At 64.1% G+C, this 16175-nt stretch carries 13 protein-coding genes and 1 pseudogene; 4 read left to right on the forward strand and 10 right to left on the reverse strand.

All coding sequences use genetic code 11. The features are described 5' to 3' along the window. Positions 1 to 104: 104 nt before the first annotated feature. The 7 genes and pseudogenes from KIO74_RS24555 to KIO74_RS24585 form a co-directional block, all read right to left on the reverse strand. A complete protein-coding gene (locus tag KIO74_RS24555) occupies positions 105 to 776 on the reverse strand; it encodes an aspartate/glutamate racemase family protein (RefSeq protein ID WP_213337593.1) in 672 nt (223 codons plus the stop codon). Further along, the gene (locus tag KIO74_RS24560; RefSeq protein WP_213337594.1) at positions 773 to 1747 is read right to left on the reverse strand and encodes an ABC transporter ATP-binding protein; all 975 of its coding nucleotides are present in this window, start codon (positions 1745 to 1747) and stop codon (positions 773 to 775) included. Before KIO74_RS24560 ends, KIO74_RS24555 begins: the two co-directional genes overlap by 4 nt. Then, positions 1744 to 2763: an ABC transporter ATP-binding protein gene (locus tag KIO74_RS24565; protein ID WP_213337595.1), complete on the reverse strand. Its 1020-nt coding sequence runs from the start codon at positions 2761 to 2763 to the stop codon at positions 1744 to 1746. Before KIO74_RS24565 ends, KIO74_RS24560 begins: the two co-directional genes overlap by 4 nt. After that, a complete protein-coding gene (locus tag KIO74_RS24570; RefSeq protein ID WP_213337596.1) occupies positions 2760 to 3644 on the reverse strand; it encodes an ABC transporter permease in 885 nt (294 codons plus the stop codon). The genes KIO74_RS24565 and KIO74_RS24570 overlap by 4 nt, the downstream gene beginning before the upstream one ends. Then, the gene (locus KIO74_RS24575) at positions 3641 to 4582 is read right to left on the reverse strand and encodes an ABC transporter permease (RefSeq protein WP_213337597.1); all 942 of its coding nucleotides are present in this window, start codon (positions 4580 to 4582) and stop codon (positions 3641 to 3643) included. Before KIO74_RS24575 ends, KIO74_RS24570 begins: the two co-directional genes overlap by 4 nt. Positions 4583 to 4601: 19 nt before the next feature. After that, positions 4602 to 6214: pseudogene (locus tag KIO74_RS24580) on the reverse strand (ABC transporter substrate-binding protein). 217 nt (positions 6215 to 6431) lie between these two features. Continuing rightward, positions 6432 to 7277 (reverse strand): MurR/RpiR family transcriptional regulator, encoded by an 846-nt coding sequence (locus KIO74_RS24585; RefSeq protein WP_213337598.1) that lies wholly within the window; start codon positions 7275 to 7277, stop codon positions 6432 to 6434. Between the two features lie 491 nt (positions 7278 to 7768). Here KIO74_RS24585 and msrB point away from each other — a divergent pair, with 491 nt between their 5' ends. The 4 genes from msrB (at position 7769) to KIO74_RS24605 (ending at position 11223) form a co-directional block, all read left to right on the forward strand. Continuing rightward, positions 7769 to 8266, forward strand: a complete 498-nt coding sequence (gene msrB, locus KIO74_RS24590) for a peptide-methionine (R)-S-oxide reductase MsrB (RefSeq protein WP_213337599.1) — start codon at positions 7769 to 7771, stop codon at positions 8264 to 8266. A gap of 81 nt (positions 8267 to 8347) precedes the next feature. Continuing rightward, on the forward strand, positions 8348 to 9052 hold the full coding sequence (gene msrA, locus KIO74_RS24595; RefSeq protein WP_213337600.1) for a peptide-methionine (S)-S-oxide reductase MsrA: 705 nt from the start codon (positions 8348 to 8350) through the stop codon (positions 9050 to 9052). A gap of 333 nt (positions 9053 to 9385) precedes the next feature. After that, positions 9386 to 9844, forward strand: a complete 459-nt coding sequence (locus KIO74_RS24600; protein ID WP_213337602.1) for a DUF4126 family protein — start codon at positions 9386 to 9388, stop codon at positions 9842 to 9844. Beyond that, positions 9844 to 11223 carry an FAD-containing oxidoreductase gene (locus KIO74_RS24605; RefSeq protein WP_213339214.1) on the forward strand — a complete coding sequence of 460 codons (1380 nt, stop codon included), beginning with the start codon at positions 9844 to 9846 and terminating at the stop codon, positions 11221 to 11223. Before KIO74_RS24600 ends, KIO74_RS24605 begins: the two co-directional genes overlap by 1 nt. A 34-nt stretch (positions 11224 to 11257) precedes the next feature. Here the strand turns inward: KIO74_RS24605 and KIO74_RS24610 are convergent, their stop codons facing one another. From KIO74_RS24610 to KIO74_RS24620, 3 genes are all read right to left on the reverse strand, one after another. Next, positions 11258 to 12646, reverse strand: a complete 1389-nt coding sequence (locus tag KIO74_RS24610; protein ID WP_213337604.1) for a UdgX family uracil-DNA binding protein — start codon at positions 12644 to 12646, stop codon at positions 11258 to 11260. Beyond that, positions 12646 to 13893, reverse strand: coding sequence for a putative DNA modification/repair radical SAM protein (locus KIO74_RS24615; RefSeq protein WP_213337606.1), 1248 nt, complete (start codon positions 13891 to 13893; stop codon positions 12646 to 12648). Before KIO74_RS24615 ends, KIO74_RS24610 begins: the two co-directional genes overlap by 1 nt. 394 nt (positions 13894 to 14287) lie before the next feature. Then, positions 14288 to 16102: a DEAD/DEAH box helicase gene (locus tag KIO74_RS24620; RefSeq protein WP_213337608.1), complete on the reverse strand. Its 1815-nt coding sequence runs from the start codon at positions 16100 to 16102 to the stop codon at positions 14288 to 14290. Positions 16103 to 16175 lie beyond the last annotated feature (73 nt).

A 16175-nucleotide genomic window follows, 5' to 3' on the forward strand; every position in this document is an offset into this window, starting at 1 on the left:
GTGCACTTCCGTGACGGCCGGAGCGGATGCCGTCAAACGGATATCCACGGACCATCCGGGTTGGAGTGAGGCCGAACGAACAACGCGCGGCCTTCACGCTCATCTTATTCAGCCGCGAAGCGCTGGCTGAGACGCGCGAGGGTAAGGCGCCCTCCGGCGGCGACTGGATCGACGACTGGCATGGAGAGCGCCATGCTGACCCGCGCCGCGACGGCCGCCAGTGGCCCACCCCCGATGAGCACCGCGTCCGCCCCATCGTCGGCGCAACGCCGCGCAAGGAAAGACAGCGCGTCAGCCAGGCGATCCGGGGCGGCCATGATCTCGGCGGCCGGCCCTTCGGTGATCCTGAGCGAGACAAGTTGCTCGGCATAGCCATACTCCGCCACGAGCCGATGCAGCGAAGCTTCCAGATCCGGCGTGGTGGTGATGATGGAAAAGCGGCGTCCGTTGCGGCCGGCTTCCGCCATACCCGCCTCAGCGATACCGGTCACCGGAATGCCGACGCTGCGACGCAGGTCCTTAAGGCCAGGATCGCCAAAGCCTGAGATCAGCAATCCGTCCACCCCGTTGAGAGCGAGAGACTGTCCGACCGTGACGATCTGCGCGGCAGCCGCGGCAAGCGCTGCTTCCGTGGTGACGATGGGCGGGCCGAGCAGCATGGTCGCGGCTTCGACAGACACGTCGGAGGGCACCTGCGCGCGGACGATGCCAGCCATCAGCCGGGTGGTGGCCTCGTTGGTGTTCGGATTGAGGACAGCGATGCGGCGCGTTGTCATGCGGCCTCGCGGACGACGGTGCAGGCAGCCTTCCTGATGCCATCGAGCGAACGAAGCTCCGGGACAGCAGCCGCGCAGGCCTCGTGGCGATGGGCGCAGCGCGGACCGAAGGCACAGCCCGGCGGCATCCGCGCGAGATCCGGCGGCATGCCGGGTATCGCGTTGATCCGCGCCCCCGGCTCCGCGCCGTGCACCGTGGAAGACAAAAGCCCCCGCGTGTAGGGATGGCGCGGTGCGGTCAACACATCGCTCGCCGTGCCGTATTCGACGATACGCCCGGCATACATGACGGCGACATGGTCAGAAATCTCGGCGGCGACGCCGACGTCATGGGTGACGAAGATGGCGGCCATGCCAAGCTCCTTCTGAAGCTCCCGCAGCAGCAGGATCACCTGGATCTGCACTGTGGCGTCGAGCGCGGTCGTCGGCTCGTCGGCGAGCAGCAATTGCGGATCGGTCGACAGCGCGAGCGCGATCATCGCGCGCTGGCGCATGCCGCCGGACATCTCGTGGGGATAGTTGGCGAGCCGCGCGCGGGCGCCGGGGATCTTCACCAACTCGAGCATCTCGAGCGCGCGCGCCATCGCGCTGGCATGAGACACGCCCTTGTGGCGCATGACGCTCTCGGCGATCTGCTGGCCGATGGTGAACACCGGATCTAGCGCCGTGGCCGGCTCCTGAAAGATCATCGAGACCGTGCCGCCGCGATAATCGGCGAGTGGTCGGCCCTTCAACGCCAGCACATCCTTGCCATCGACCTCGATCCGGCCTTCGATCGCGGTCCGACGCTCCGGCAGGATGCGCAGGATGGCGCGCAGGCTGACCGACTTCCCCGAGCCGGACTCGCCGATGAGGCCGAGCACCTTGCCGCGATCGAGCGACAGATTGAGCCGGTCGACGGCCGTGATGGATGCGCCGCCGGCCGCGCGGAAACGCACCGTCAGATCCTTGAGCGCCATCAGCGTTGTCATGCGGCTTTCTCCTCGAAGACGGGGTGGCCGGAGCGCGGATCGTTCAGGTGGCAGGCGGCGGCATGCGTGTCTTTCAGGAGGAGTTCGGGCATGCGCGCGCGGCAGACGTCCGCGGCCTGCGGGCAACGGGGCGCGAAGCGGCAACCCGGCGGCAGGTCGATCGGGCTCGGCGGATCTCCCGTGATCGGCGGGCTAAGGGTGCGCGCCGCGGGATCGTGGCTCGGCATCGAGGCGAGCAGCGCGCGGGTATAGGGGTGGAACGGCGCGTCAAAGATGTCCGCCACGGGTCCCCGCTCGATCACCTGGCCGAGATACATTACCAGTACTTCGTCGCTGATGTGCCGGATCACCGCCAGATCATGCGAGATAAAGATGTAGCTCAGCCCATACTCGGCGCGCAGGTCCTGAAGCAGGTTGAGCACCTGCGCCTCCACGGATTTGTCGAGCGCGGAAACCGCCTCGTCGAGAACGACGACGCGCGGGCGCAGCGCCAGAGCGCGGGCAATGTTGACCCGCTGGCGCTGGCCGCCGGACAATTCGTGAGGATAGCGTCCGGCGAAGCGGGCCGGATCGAGGCCGACCTTGCCGAGCAGTTCATGAGCCCGCACCCTTGCCTCGTCCCGGCTGACGCCATGGACCATGGGCGCGAACATGATCGAGGCTTCTATCGTGAGGCGGGGATTGAGGGAGGCGGAGCTGTCCTGGAACACCATCTGCACATCGCGGCGGTAGGCGCGCAGGGCGGCGCGGCCATTGGCGGTCTCCTCGCCGTCGATCAGGATGGCGCCCTCGTCGCGATCGAGCAGTTGCATGATCAGCCGGGCTGCGGTGGACTTGCCGCAGCCGCTCTCGCCGACGATGCCGAGCGTGGCGCCGGGTGAAAGCCTGAGGCTGACATTTGAGACAGCATGGACGTACCGGGGTTTGGCGCCGATCCTGTCCGGGCGAACGCGAAAGGTCTTTGTCAACCCGATGGCTTCGAGCACAGGCTGAGGACTGGCGAAGTTGTCCATCATTTCATCTCCATCGCCGAGCGCAGCCCGTCTGACAGCAGATTGAAGGAGAGTGAGACCATGAAGATCAGGACACCCGGCAGCGCGGCCAGCAGCGGCTGGCTGTAGATCGCCGCGCGCAGTGTATTCAGCATCAGTCCCCATTCAGCCGCCGGAGGCTTGGCGCCAAGGCCGATGAAGGAGAGCCCGGCCGCCATGATGATCGCGACCGACAGCTGGCTGGAGGCGTAGACCAGCACGGGCCCCATGATGTTGCCGATCACATGGACGCGGATGATCGTGAGGGCTCCCGCGCCCGACGCGCGGGCGGCATCGACGAAGTCATAACCACGCACCTGGGTCGCGGCGCTTTCCGTCACCCGCACGAGCGGTGGGATCAGCACCACGGTGAGCGCCAGCAGGGTGTTGGCAATGCCGGCGCCCAGCGCCCCGGCGATAGCCACGGCGAGCAGGATCGAGGGGAAGGCGAACACCACGTCGGTCGCCCGCATGATCGCCGTGTTGACCCTGCCCCCCAAGAAACCGGCGATGGTTCCGAGCCCGCCCCCGATGATAAGCGCGAGGCAGACCGGGATGATCCCCATGATCAGGGACAGCCGGCCGCCATAGAGCAGACGGGTGAGCATATCCCTGCCCTGCTCATCGGTGCCGAGAATATGGCCGGGTGTTCCGACGGGCTTCAGCCGGTTGACCACGCGGCCGACAGAGGGATCATAGGACGTAAGCCAGGGGGCGAGGATGGCGGCGGCGATGATAAGCACCAGAACCACCATGCAGGCGACCGAGACCGGATCGCGCAGCAAACGGTGCCAGACGCCCGTCCAGTAGCCAGCCGCGCGGACGACCGTGACCGGCGTCGAGGGATCGGCGAGTGCGGTTGTCATGAGCGGCGGATCCTCGGATCGAACAACGGTTGCAGGAGGTCGACGACGAGATTGAGCAGGACAAAGAACATGGCGAGCACCAGGATGGTGCCCTGCAGAAGCGGGATATCGCGCTGCAGGATCGCGCCGTTCAGAAGGAGCCCCGTGCCGGGCCAGGAGAACACCGTCTCGACGAGGATCGAGCCGGCCATCAGGTAGCCCATCTGAACGCCGATCACCGCGAGTGCGGTGGGCGCGGCGTTCTTCAGCACGTGCAGAAAGACCCGGCCCTGGGAAAGCCCCCGGCCGATGAGCGCGGTGACGAATTCCCGGCCGAGTGTTTCCGCCACCAGGGCCCGCACAGACCGGCAGATGATGCCGGCCGGCAACGCGGCCAGTGTCACGGCCGGCAAGATCATGTGGAGGATCAGGGTCCGCAGGCTGTCCCCCGGCGTGCCTGCCCCCATCGCGGGAAACCAGCCGAGATTGACGGAGAAGATCACGACCAGGACGATGGCCAGCCAGTAATGCGGGATGGACACGCCGGAAATCGCGATGATCGACGCGATCTTGTCGACAGGCGAACCGATCCGGTAACCGGCGATCATGCCCAGGAACAGTCCGGCCACCATGCCGATCACCGAGGCAAGCAGGGCGAGCCGCAGCGTGTAGCCGAGCGCTCCGGCGATCTCCGGCAGAACCGGCCGCCCGGTCGCGATCGAGACGCCGAAATCGCCCCTCAGGACATTGGCGAGCCAGTAGAAATACTGCACGAATACCGGCTGATCGAGGCCGTAGCGCGCCTTGGTGGCATCGATCAGTTCCTGTGAGGCATCAGTCGGAAGGACCAGCGTCAGTGGATCTCCTGGCGCCATCTGCACCAGGAGAAAGCAGACCACGCTGACCGACAGAGAGACAGGGATGCCATAGCCAACACGTTTCAGAATGTAGATCAGCATGGTCGCGGGCCCCCATCGACTACTGGACCGAGACGGACGTCAGGTCGACGAACCAGTTCTGCGGCGCGACGAAACCGCGGACCTTCGGCGACAGGGCGCGCGGCGCCACGTCGTGCGCGACAAACAGGAAGAGCGCGTTATCGACCATATGTTTGTGGAGCCCCTGTATCGCCTTGAGCTGTTTCTCGGCGTCGAATTCCGAGCGGATGGTGTCGATCAACGCGTCGGCCTCGGGATTGGAATAGTATCCCCAGTTCGTGCCTTTCGGCGCGACCAGCCGGCTGTCGACATGGCGGATCAGCGCGGTGAAGGGATCCTGGCTGAAATAGGAACTGTTGGTGGACGTGGCGCCGTTGGTGGAGGGATCCTTGGCGCCGGCTCTCCAGTTGGCGAGCAGCGCATTCCAGTCGCGCACGTCAAACTCGACATCGATGCCGACCGCGGCGAGGTTCTGCTGGATGAGCTCGTTCATCAGCATGGGCTGCATCTGCCCCGAGCCGGATGGCGAGATGATCGCCTTCACCTTGAGCCGCTTGTCGGGGCCATAGCCCGCCTCGGCCAGCAATGCCTTCGCCGCCGCTGGATCATAGGTCACCTTGAAGGCCGGCTCGCCGAACCAGTCGGCGCTCTTGGGCACCATGCCCTCAGCCTCGACCATCATCCCCTCGAGGAGCATCTTCATGCCCTCGCGATCGATGGCGAGATTGGCGGCCTTGCGGACGCGAATATCGTTCCAGGGGCTGCCTTCCACCACCGAGAAGTGCCAGGGCCAGACATGCGGATAGACATTGGAGGCGATCGGGAAGCCGGCGGCCTTAAGGCTGGCGAGCGCGTCCGAGGCCGGCGCCTCCGCCCAGTCCACCTGGCCGGAGCGCAGGGCCGCCACCCGGGCCGACGCGTCCGGCACGGGGAGGAGGACGACCTCGTCGAGCTTGGGCTTGCGCTCCGGGTTCCAATAGGCGTCATTGCGCGACAGGACCGCCCGCTCGCGGGGCGTGTAGCTCTTCACGTTGAACGGACCGGTGCCCGACGGCGCCTTCAGGAAGGCGTCCCAGCTTCCGGCCTTCGCGAAGGCCGCCGGGGAGGATATGACGATCCAGGCGATCTCATAAGGGATCAGCGCGTCCGGCGTGCCGGTGGTGATCTCGACCGTCATGGGATCGACCGCCCGGTAAGCGGTGATGGTGGGGATGCGCCCCTTGCCCTGGGCTGACTGCTTCTCGTCGAACTGGGGGGAATTGCGGTTCAGGATCTTGTCGAGGTTCCACACGACGGCATTGGCGTCGAAGGCGGAGCCATCGTGAAAGGTCACCCCGGGGCGCAGCTTGAAAGTCCATTTGGTGTTGTCATTGGGATTGACCGCCCATTCGGTCGCCAGGCCCGGTATCAGGGTCACCGGCTTGTCGGCCGAGGAGAGATCATGGTGATCAGCGGCTCGAAGACCTGATAGCCCATGAAGCGCATTCCTTCGGCGCCCTGGTCGGTCTGGCCGTTCGGCAGCGGAATGTCGGAAGACGTCATCGCAATGCGCAGCGTTCCCTGAGCGAGGGCCGGCAAGCTCGACGCGAAGGCGACCGTCATCAGGGCGCCCGCAAGTGCGCTGGCGCGGCCGATTCGTTGGAGAGAGAGCATGTTCATTGCGGATCCTCGTCTGTTCCCGGAAGTTGGCGCGGCTTGCAGCCGTCTGGCATATGAAATTAATCTTTCACGGAAGACCGGCAAGAAAAATTCGTCGTCGAGAACCCCAATGCCTGCCGAATTTGCATGAAAGAACATTTTCATGCAGCGATGTGCTGAAACTTGCGGCAAAGCGGCCCGGTTCAAGCCAGGGAGAGCGCTTCGGTGCTGCTCAGAGCTCTTCGAGGGCGGTGTGAAGGGCCTCTATCCGGCTCAACCGTCGCCGTCCCTCAACGCCCGAGAGCTCTATGACGCGGGTGGCGAGCAGATGCAGGAAGCTGACGACCGCGGCGTGGCCGAACAACGGTCCGGGGGCCTGCGTGTGGCAGCGAAAGTGCCAGTCGATGTCGGCGCGGCGTTCCACACCCTCATCGGTGACATAGGCGATCGAGGCCCCACTCGTCTGAATCTGGCGAAGAAGCGCCGGCAACGTCTGCACACGACGGGCGACACCAATCACGACGACGCAATCGTCCCGGGTCATGGCCGCGATGTGCTCGGCCATGGTTTCGCCGGCGCGTGGCAGAACGGAAATCTGTTCGAGGACCTGAAAAACCTGCCAGCCCAGATAGCTGGCGAAACAGTGGCTCGTGCGATGCCCGATCACCCAGACCCGCCGCGCTTCGGCCATGCGCCGGGCGAGCATGTCGACTTCCTGCTGGGAGATCGCGCCGAAGCTGGCGTCTAGATTGGCATGCGCCTGAGCGAGATGGCTGCGCAGCGCGCCGTCCGGCCCGGCCGTGGTGGCGGATACCATGAACAGCGCCGCGCCTGAACGCCGTTCCGTACGCACATGGCGGCGCGCCTCGTCATAGGTGGCATAGCCGATCTTCTGCACGAAGCGGGAGACCGTCGCCGCCGAGACATTGGCGAGCTTGGCCAGTTCCGTCGCCGTGTAGGCCGCCAGTTCGCCGGGGAAGCTCAGGAGGAAATCCGCCAGCCGTCGCTCGGCGGGATGAAGAACCGGCAGGCTCTGCCGGACCCGGTCGAGAAATCCCGGATTCGTCTTGCTCGGCATGGCGACCCCTATGGCAGTCCCGTTTCAACCATCGCCAACGCGGCGCGGAGTGAAAGAGATCTTTCACGGCGAAAGATCGAACGCAAGGGGCGGCGATTGTGCGAAGTCTCTAAGGTCGTGCGCGCTGGCCGCCGCTGCGGAACATTTGTCCGCATAATCGGCCTGGATTGCGGGTCGGTGATGTCCCTTGAATAGAGGAGATCCGGCAAGCAACCCAAGACAGCATTGATGCGGTCGCAGAACGGGATTGCCCTCTGGGCAAGTCCTCTCTCGCGGCGCTGTGAAATCCTTCACGACCACTCCTCAACATGAAACATTTCGCCACCGCCAGCGTCTTTATCCGGGTAGTCGTCAGAAAATGGAGTTTGAGCACCTCCTGTCCTGTCTTCAAGGAGATGTGATTTTCATTGGATCCGGGACAATATAGCCTTCCTGGACATACGCGCGTTCAGCAGACATTTCGGCCCGGCCCTGGGTTGGAGGGGTGGACGATGACGACGAGACGGATGTTCCTGCGACAGAGCGCATATCTGGGAACCGCCGCCTTCTTGACGGGATTGTCGAGCGGAAGCGCCCGGGCAGCCGCGTCATCCGCCTTCGAGGTGGAGCGTTCCGATCTGGAATGGCGCAGCACGCTGACGCCCGCTCAATACGATGTGCTGCGGCGGAGCGGAACGGAATATCCTTTCACCAGTCCTCTGCTCAAAGAGCATCGACGTGGCATCTTCGCCTGTGCGGGCTGCAACCGCGATCTCTTCTCCTCCGCAACCAAATATGAGAGCGGGACGGGTTGGCCGAGTTTCTGGAAGCCGCTCGACAAAGCTGTCGGCACAGAGGAAGATCGGTCGTTGGGCATGGTCCGCGTTGCCGCCCATTGCACCCGCTGCGGCGGGCATCTTGGCCACGTGTTCGATGACGGGCCACCACCGACCGGACTGCGCTACTGCATGAATGGCGTCGCACTTGTCTTCAAACCCTCGGAAGCATGACGGCACGCCAATGTCCCCGTTCCTTCATGCATTCTTCAGCGTTGCAAGCCTTAGCCTTTGACCGGACATGGGAGAAATCGAATGTGGTCCGCTCCGTCTTTTCTGGCCGGCACTGTGCTTCTCGCACTTTGCAGCTTCGCTTCAAGCGGCCCGGCTGCGGCCCAGGAGGGCATCGCGATTCCTCCTCCCGCAGTTGATAGGGAGGCTGCGGGCAGCAATAGCGAAACTGCAGTGTTGGCGGGAGGCTGCTTCTGGGGTGTGCAGGGTATATACCAGCGGGTACAGGGCGTCAGAAGTGCTGTCTCCGGTTATGCCGGTGGGACAGCCGAGACCGCCCACTACGAGATGGTGGGGTCCGGCCGGACAGGCCATGCGGAGGCTGTCGAGATCACCTATGATCCACGCCAGATCAGTTACGGGAAACTGCTTCAGATCTTCTTCTCGGTGGCGCACGACCCGACCGAACTCAATCGGCAGGGCCCGGATATCGGTCCTCAGTATCGCACAGCGATCTTCCCGCAAAACAGCGAGCAGGCAGAAATCGCGAAGTCTTATATAGCGCAGCTCGACCAGGCTCGGGTCTTCAACGCAGCTATCGTTACAAAGATCGAGTCAGCCTACACTTTCTACCCGGCCGAAGCCTATCACCAGGATTACCTGACCCTCAACCCGACTTCTCCTTACATCGTCTATAACGACCTGCCGAAGATCGAGAACCTCAAGAAACTATTCTCCGATCGCTACCGCGCAACCCCGGCGCTCGTGAAAGCCAAGCTCTCCAACTGAAGGGGTGAAAGTCCAGCCGCGCTCCGCATCGGCGATCCATCAAAGTGCATTGGTGAGATGCTCGAGCGGCGGACCATGTTCCCCTATCTTCCAGGTTCGGTAAGAGAATCGAGGGCTCCCCAAAGATCCCTCCGCGCCGCCTGCGCTCACTATCAAGGCGACTGGGTGTCGGTTCTTGAAGTTCCGCTCAAGTCTACCGCTGGCGCGGTGCGCGAACATAAGTCATGATCCCCGGGGATCAGAGTGAGTCACGCAGCAAGATGATGCGCGCTTTCAGGGGCCATATGGACGCGATTGCCACTGCACTGATCGATTAGCGTCTGGAGGGTGCGCATGGTCTATCTGCTTGCTCTGCTGATCGGCATTGTCGCCGGGCTTCGGTCCATGACCGCACCGGCCGCGATTGCGTGGGCCTCTTACCTCGGATGGCTGAACCTCTCCGCCACTCCGCTCGCCTTCATGGGCTATGCCTGGACGCCTTGGATCTTCACGGTGCTCGCGCTCGTCGAGCTGGTCGCCGACCAGCTGCCATCCACCCCCAGCCGCACCGTGCCGGTGCAGTTCGGCACGCGCGTCGTCGTCGGCGCGCTCTGTGGCGCTTGCCTCGGCGCGGCCGGGGGCAATCTCGTCATTGGCGCCATTTGTGGCGTTGTCGGAGCAGTGGTCGGCACGCTCGGCGGGCGATCGGTGCGAGGCAGCCTCGCGGCCTCCTTTGGAAAGGATCCGCCGGCCGCGCTCATCGAGGATGCCGTTGCGATCATCGGTGCCCTCCTCATCGTGATGGTACTATGATGGCGCGCGCATTCGACGCCATCATCATTGGCGCGGGCCAGGCCGGCCCATCCATGGCCGGACGGCTCACCACCGCCGGTCTGGAAGTCGCGGTGATCGAGCGACAGCATTTCGGCGGCACCTGCGTGAATACGGGTTGCAAGCCAACCAAGACGCTGGTTGCCAGCGCTTATGCCGCGCGAATGGCGCAGCGCGCCGCCGAATATGGCGTGGTGTTGAATGGCAGTCCCGGCATCGACATGGTTGCGGTGCAGGCGCGCGCGGAGAAGATCATCCAGGATGGACGATCCGGCATCGAGAGCTGGCTCGACGGCATGCAAGGCTGTACTCTCTTTCGCGGCCATGCGCGGTTCACCGGCCCCCACGAGGTGGAGGTCAACGGCGAAACACTGAGCGCGGCTCGCATCTTCATCAATGTGGGTGGGCGCGCGGCGATACCAAGCATGCCGGGCATCGACCAGGTGCCCTATCTCACAAATAGCGACATGGTTGAGTTAAAGGTGGTGCCCGCGCATCTCGTGATCGTCGGCGGATCCTATATCGGTCTTGAATTCGCGCAGATGTTCAGACGCTTCGGCGCCGACGTCACGGTGATCGAGAAAGGACCGAGGCTCATCAGCCGGGAGGACGAGGATGTCTCGGCTGCAATCCGCGAGATACTGGAGGCGGAAGGCGTCCATATCCGCGCTGGCGCGGAGTGTATTCGTTTCGCCAGCCACGCACAGGGCGTTGCCGTGAGCGTTGATTGTCAAGACGGCGCGCCCGAGATTGTGGGCTCGCATGTGCTGGTTGCCGTGGGGCGGCAACCGAACACCGATGACCTCGGCCTGGACAAGGCAAAGATCAAGACCGACCCTCGTGGATACATTATCGTCGACGACCATCTCGAGACCAGCGTGCCGGGTGTCTATGCGCTCGGCGACTGCAACGGCCGGGGGGCCTTTACGCATACCGCGTACAACGACTTCGAGATTGTCGCCGCCAACCTGCTTGATGGGCAGGATTGGAAGGTGAGTGAGCGGGTACCGGCCTACGCGCTCTATGTCGACCCACCGCTCGGCCGTGTTGGCCTGACCGAGGCCCAAGCCCGCGCCACCGGTCGGCCGTTGCTGATTGGAAAGCGACCGATGTCCCGGGTCGGGCGCGCGGTGGAAAAGGGCGAAACCTCAGGTTTCATGAAGGCTGTCGTCGATGCCGAGACCCGGCGCATCCTGGGCGCCGCCATCCTGGGCACCGGGGGGGACGAGGCGATCCATGGCCTGCTCGACGTCGTCAATGCCGACATACCCTACACCCTGTTCCAGCGCGCCGTGCCAATTCATCCGACGGTCTCGGAACTGATCCCGACCCTCCTCGCGGAGATGCAGCCGGCGCAATAAAATCTGGCCATCAACCCTGTGCCGCCACCCTCCCCTATGCGGCTTCCAGCTTTGCAACCGCGCCGCGCAGGTCGGCCACATACTGAGAGAACGCTTCATCGGCTTCAGCCTCGGACGGTAGGCGCAAAAGATAGCTTGGATGCACCGTTATCCACGCTGCTGTTCCGTCCTCGAGGATGAGCGGCCTGCCGCGCGCAGAACTGACCGACATTGTCCGGCCGGTGAGGGCTCGGGCGGCTGTCGCCCCCATCGCGATGACGAGCTTCGGCCTTACGATTGCTCTCTCCTGATCGACCCACCAGCGACACGCGTCGATTTCGCCCACGTTGGGCCGCGCATGGATCCGTCGCTTGCCCCGCGGCTCAAATTTGAAGTGCTTGACCGCGTTGGTCACATAAACGCTCGCTCGGTCTATGCCGGCGGCAAGCAGAGCGCGGTCGAAAACCTGACCGGCGGGGCCGACAAAAGCTTTACCGGCCTGGTCTTCCTGGTCGCCCGGCTGCTCGCCGATGATCATGATCCTGGCGTCATGCGGGCCTTCGCCGAACACGGTCTGCGTCGCGGGTCTCCAGAGCGGGCAGCGCCGGCACGACCGGGCCTCCTCGCGCAGCCCCTCGATTGTGGCCGCTCCATATCCCTTGACGGGAAGCGCCCGCGCATCCGCGAGCATGCCGCGTTCACGCTCGCGGGCGCCGGCGATCATCCCCGGAATGAGCGCGGTCTCCGGCATGTTCTTCCAGTATTTCTTGGGCATCTCCTTCAGCATCGCATTCGGCATCAGCCGGGCGGGATTGAAGATCGCCGAATAGTAGGCCTTCCAGACGACCTCGACGGGATCGTCACCCATCGCTTGGTTCCGTTGCGCGGGTGGCCCTTCGGCCAGGGTTTCACCATCCCAATGGATAGAACCGAGGGGAGAGAGGATCGACCAGCGCATCGTGGTGAAGCGCTCGACGAAAAAGGCTGCATTGGCGCGCACGATATGATGCTCTGGCTCAAACCAAGCAACGAAGCGCCTGGCCTTACCCTCCCCGACTTCGCGGAAGCGGACGAAGGCGCGCATCTTGTGGATGTCGCGCCGGACGGAGCGATGCAGGGCTTCGATGCGGCGCAGTTGCCGGTCGGCGCGGTTCTGCAGGGAATGCGGCTCGTCCAGAATCCGCAGGAGAAGGGCGTACAGGAGCGAGAACCGCTCGGGATCGCGATTGAGGATCACCTGGCGGGCAAGCGACACGAAGTCCCGCGGGACGGCCATGGGCGCCGTGGCCGTGGCCGGGCTCGCGACCGTGCCGAACAGGTCCGCAGGCTGACCGCCGACTTGCCACAGGATCTCGTGGGCTGGAATACGGATCGCGGCCAAGGACCGGGCCGCGACACGCCAGCCCTCGAAATCATCTTCGGCATCGAGGCAGATCGCACGCATCAGGATGCGAAGAGTTCGAGCTGCACGGGTTTGTCGCGAAGCATCGGCAGAAGATTGGCCTGATCGGCGAGCACCACGGGCGTCCAGTCCGCGGCGATGATAAAGGGCCGTATCTTTCTCACCGACACGGTCAGACGTCCAATGTCGTCAAGGCGCAGCTTTTGCCAGCGCCGCGCCGCCAGAATGGCATCGACCGCTTTCACGCCAAGCCCCGGAATGCGCAGCAGCATGTTTTTAGACGCGCGATTCACATCCATGGGGAAATGCTCGCGGAACTTGAGGGCCCAGGCGAGTTTGGGGTCGATGTCGAGCGGAAGCATGCCGGTTGCGGGGTCGGCAGCGGCGCTCACCTCGTGGGGCGCGAAATTATAGAAGCGGATCATCCAGTCGGACTGGTAAAGGCGGTGTTCCCGCATCAAGGGGGGCCGCTTGAGGGGCAAGACAGCGCTCGCGTCGGGGATGGGGCTGAACGCCGAGTAGTAGACACGCCGCAAGTCGAACCGTTCGTAGAGTGCCGCTGCGCGCGAGACGATATCCTGATCGGTTGCCGCATCGGCACCGATGATCATCTGCGTCGACTGGCCGGCGGGTGCGAAATGCGGCGCGGAACGATAGCGCTTGCGGGCATCCTTCCCGTCTTCGATGGCCGACCGCATCTTGGCCATCGCGCCCTCTATCCGTACCTCGGACTTCTCGGGAGCGAGCCGCCGCAGGCCCCCCACGGTGGGCAGTTCAACATTGATGGAGACGCGGTCGGCATAGAGGCCAGCCTGCGTCACCAGGTCCGCTGCCGCATCCGGAATCGTCTTGAGGTGAATATAGCCACGGAAATCGTGATCCTCGCGCAGGGTCTTCGCGACCCTCACGATCTGTTCCATCGTATAATTGGGCGTATTGATAATTCCCGACGAAAGAAAAAGTCCCTCGATATAGTTGCGACGATAAAAATCCAGCGTCAGATCAACAACCTCATCGACGGTAAAACGGGCCCGGCGCACGTTCGATGAACTCCGGTTGATGCAGTAGTGGCAATCGAAGATGCAGCTGTTGGTCAGCAGGATCTTGAGGAGGCTGATGCATCGTCCGTCCGGAGCATAAGCGTGGCAGATGCCATTGCCAGTCGTCGAGCCGATGCCCTTGCCGTCGCGTGAATTGCGCCGCTTGGCGCCGGATGACGCGCAGGACGCGTCATACTTGGCCGCATCAGCAAGGATCGTCAATTTCTCAGCGAGGCTGAGCTGTGCCATCAAGCCCTACCTTTTTTCGAACCGACTGGTTCGATAAGATGCCAGCACCAAGGAAAGGCCGGCTTCGCCATCTGAGCTGACAAAAATGTTCTTTTTTTGTTCTCATCAAAGTTGGGGGGCGGCTTGTCTTAAACACGAGAGAAGCCAGCATCGCGAAGGCCTGCCAACAGCTGCGTCGAGACGACCGGGATAGCACCGGCACGACTGGGCAAGTCCAAGGGCAGCCCTAGATCGCAAAGCGAACGCCCGGCCCATCAGCCTGTCACCACACGCGCTTCGGGCCCCCACTCCCCATCGGCCGATCGTCGTCTGTTCCTCCATGCATGGAAGCGCCGATCGAAGCGGCGAAGCGATATTGCCGGATCAGTACATCAGGCGTGACGTCAGGCCGCATTTAGGCCTGACGTTTCGGCTTACCCTTATGCTTGCGAGCGTGGTCACGATCCGTGGGCGCGGCCTTGCCTCGGTGTGGCGCAGGCTTCTTCACAGCCTTTCCGTCCTTCCTGAACTTGGGCTTGGCCTGCCGCCGGCTTGTCCGCACGTCCCCGGCCGGTGCGATGACCACACCCTTCTCAAGGCTGCCAGGCCGCCTCAAATGCTCGGCGAAACCGGCTGCCTTGTCGGGGGATATCTCGAAGCGGGTTTCCGTGTCGTCGATCCTGATCGAGCCGACATCGCGCTTCGAGACGCCGCCGGCGTTGCAGATCATCGGGAGCAGCCACTTGGGGTCGGCCCGATGCCTGCGGCCGAGCGAAAGCGTGAACCAGACGCCGCCCTCCGTCTCCGATCCATGCGGCTCGCGCACCGCAGCGGAACCGCGCCTGTCCTCGCCGATCCTGTCGCGTCTGGGCTTTCTTGCCTGCAAATCGGCCAGGGGTAGCGGAGAGAGATCCTCCGGCACGGGGCGGGCCGCGAGTTGCTGGCGCAGGAAAGCGGCCGCGATGCGCTCCGGGGTTACCCGCGCGAGCAATTCCGTCACGAAGGCCGCCTCGGCTTCGTCGGGCTCGGCGGCAGAGACGGCCGTGTCGAGGATCTGCCTGCGGTAGCGGGCTTCGATCTCAGCAATTCCGGGCGCGGCGCGCGTGGTGGCGGTGAGCCTGGCCAGTGCCAGCACACGCTGCGCCGCGCCACGCCTGTTCTCGGGCACGATGAGTACGCAAACACCCTTGCGTCCAGCGCGGCCGGTTCTCCCGGAGCGATGGAGCAAGGTCGCGGGATTGCTCGGCACATCCGCATGGATCACGAGGTCGAGGTTCGGCAGGTCGATGCCACGCGCCGCGACGTCAGTCGCCACACAGACGTGGGCGCGCCCGTCACGCATCGACTGCAGGGCGCTGGAGCGCTCCGATTGCGCCATCTCGCCCGACAGCGAAACAACCGAGAAGCCGCGATTGGCCAGCCGCGCCGTCAGGTGGCGGACCGCCTCGCGCGTGTGGCAGAAGACCAGCGCGCTTGCGCTGTCGGATTCGAGCAGCGTGTTGATGACAGCATGCTCACGCTCCTCGCGCCGCACTAGGACCAACTGGTACTCGATATCGGTGTGCTGCTCAGTGGAAGCGGTCGCCGCGATGCGAACCGCATCCTTCTGGAAGGTCTTGGCCAGTTCCGCGATACCGCGCGGCACCGTCGCCGAGAACAGCAGCGTCCGGCGCCCTCCCGGCGCGGCGCCGAGGATGAATTCGAGGTCCTCGCGAAAGCCGAGGTCCAGCATTTCGTCGGCCTCGTCGAGCACGACTACGCGAAGCGCGCTGAGGTCCAGCACACCCTTTGTGATGTGGTCGCGCAGACGTCCCGGCGTACCGACGACGAGATGCGCACCGCGCTCCAGCGCGCGGCGCTCGTTACGCATGTCCATGCCCCCGACGCAAGTCGCTGTCTTGATCCGCGCTTCCCCGTAGAGCCAGTCGAGTTCGCGCTGCACCTGGATCGCGAGTTCACGCGTTGGCGCGATGATCAGGCCGAGAGGCCGCCCGGCGGGCTCGAAATGGTCAGCGTCGCCAAGCATCGTCGAGGCGATCGCGATACCGAAGGCGACCGTCTTTCCGGACCCGGTCTGTGCCGAGACCAAAAGGTCAGCATCGCCGTGATCGCCAGTCACCATCACCATCTGGACAGGCGTCAGCCGGCTGTAGCCCCTCGCCTCAAGGGCGGAAGCCAGAGCGGGGTGGATCGTCGTGGGCAATGATGCCTGGTCGTCGGTCGTGGTCATGATAGCGGCCTCTGTGTCGAAGCCGCATAGCACAGCAAGTTCGCAGGCACCTAATGGCCGTTCATTGGCGCTA

The organism is Chelatococcus sp. HY11, assembly GCF_018398335.1.
Lineage (GTDB): Bacteria > Pseudomonadota > Alphaproteobacteria > Rhizobiales > Beijerinckiaceae > Chelatococcus.

Coding starts and splice junctions, on each gene's coding strand:
- KIO74_RS24555 (WP_213337593.1), bottom strand. CDS start 776: ATGACAACGCGCCGCATCGCTGTCCTCAATCCGAACACCAACGAGGCC.
- KIO74_RS24560 (WP_213337594.1), bottom strand. CDS start 1,747: ATGACAACGCTGATGGCGCTCAAGGATCTGACGGTGCGTTTCCGCGCG.
- KIO74_RS24565 (WP_213337595.1), bottom strand. CDS start 2,763: ATGATGGACAACTTCGCCAGTCCTCAGCCTGTGCTCGAAGCCATCGGG.
- KIO74_RS24570 (WP_213337596.1), bottom strand. CDS start 3,644: ATGACAACCGCACTCGCCGATCCCTCGACGCCGGTCACGGTCGTCCGC.
- KIO74_RS24575 (WP_213337597.1), bottom strand. CDS start 4,582: ATGCTGATCTACATTCTGAAACGTGTTGGCTATGGCATCCCTGTCTCT.
- KIO74_RS24585 (WP_213337598.1), bottom strand. CDS start 7,277: ATGCCGAGCAAGACGAATCCGGGATTTCTCGACCGGGTCCGGCAGAGC.
- msrB (WP_213337599.1), top strand. CDS start 7,769: ATGACGACGAGACGGATGTTCCTGCGACAGAGCGCATATCTGGGAACC.
- msrA (WP_213337600.1), top strand. CDS start 8,348: ATGTGGTCCGCTCCGTCTTTTCTGGCCGGCACTGTGCTTCTCGCACTT.
- KIO74_RS24600 (WP_213337602.1), top strand. CDS start 9,386: ATGGTCTATCTGCTTGCTCTGCTGATCGGCATTGTCGCCGGGCTTCGG.
- KIO74_RS24605 (WP_213339214.1), top strand. CDS start 9,844: ATGGCGCGCGCATTCGACGCCATCATCATTGGCGCGGGCCAGGCCGGC.
- KIO74_RS24610 (WP_213337604.1), bottom strand. CDS start 12,646: ATGCGTGCGATCTGCCTCGATGCCGAAGATGATTTCGAGGGCTGGCGT.
- KIO74_RS24615 (WP_213337606.1), bottom strand. CDS start 13,893: ATGGCACAGCTCAGCCTCGCTGAGAAATTGACGATCCTTGCTGATGCG.
- KIO74_RS24620 (WP_213337608.1), bottom strand. CDS start 16,102: ATGACCACGACCGACGACCAGGCATCATTGCCCACGACGATCCACCCC.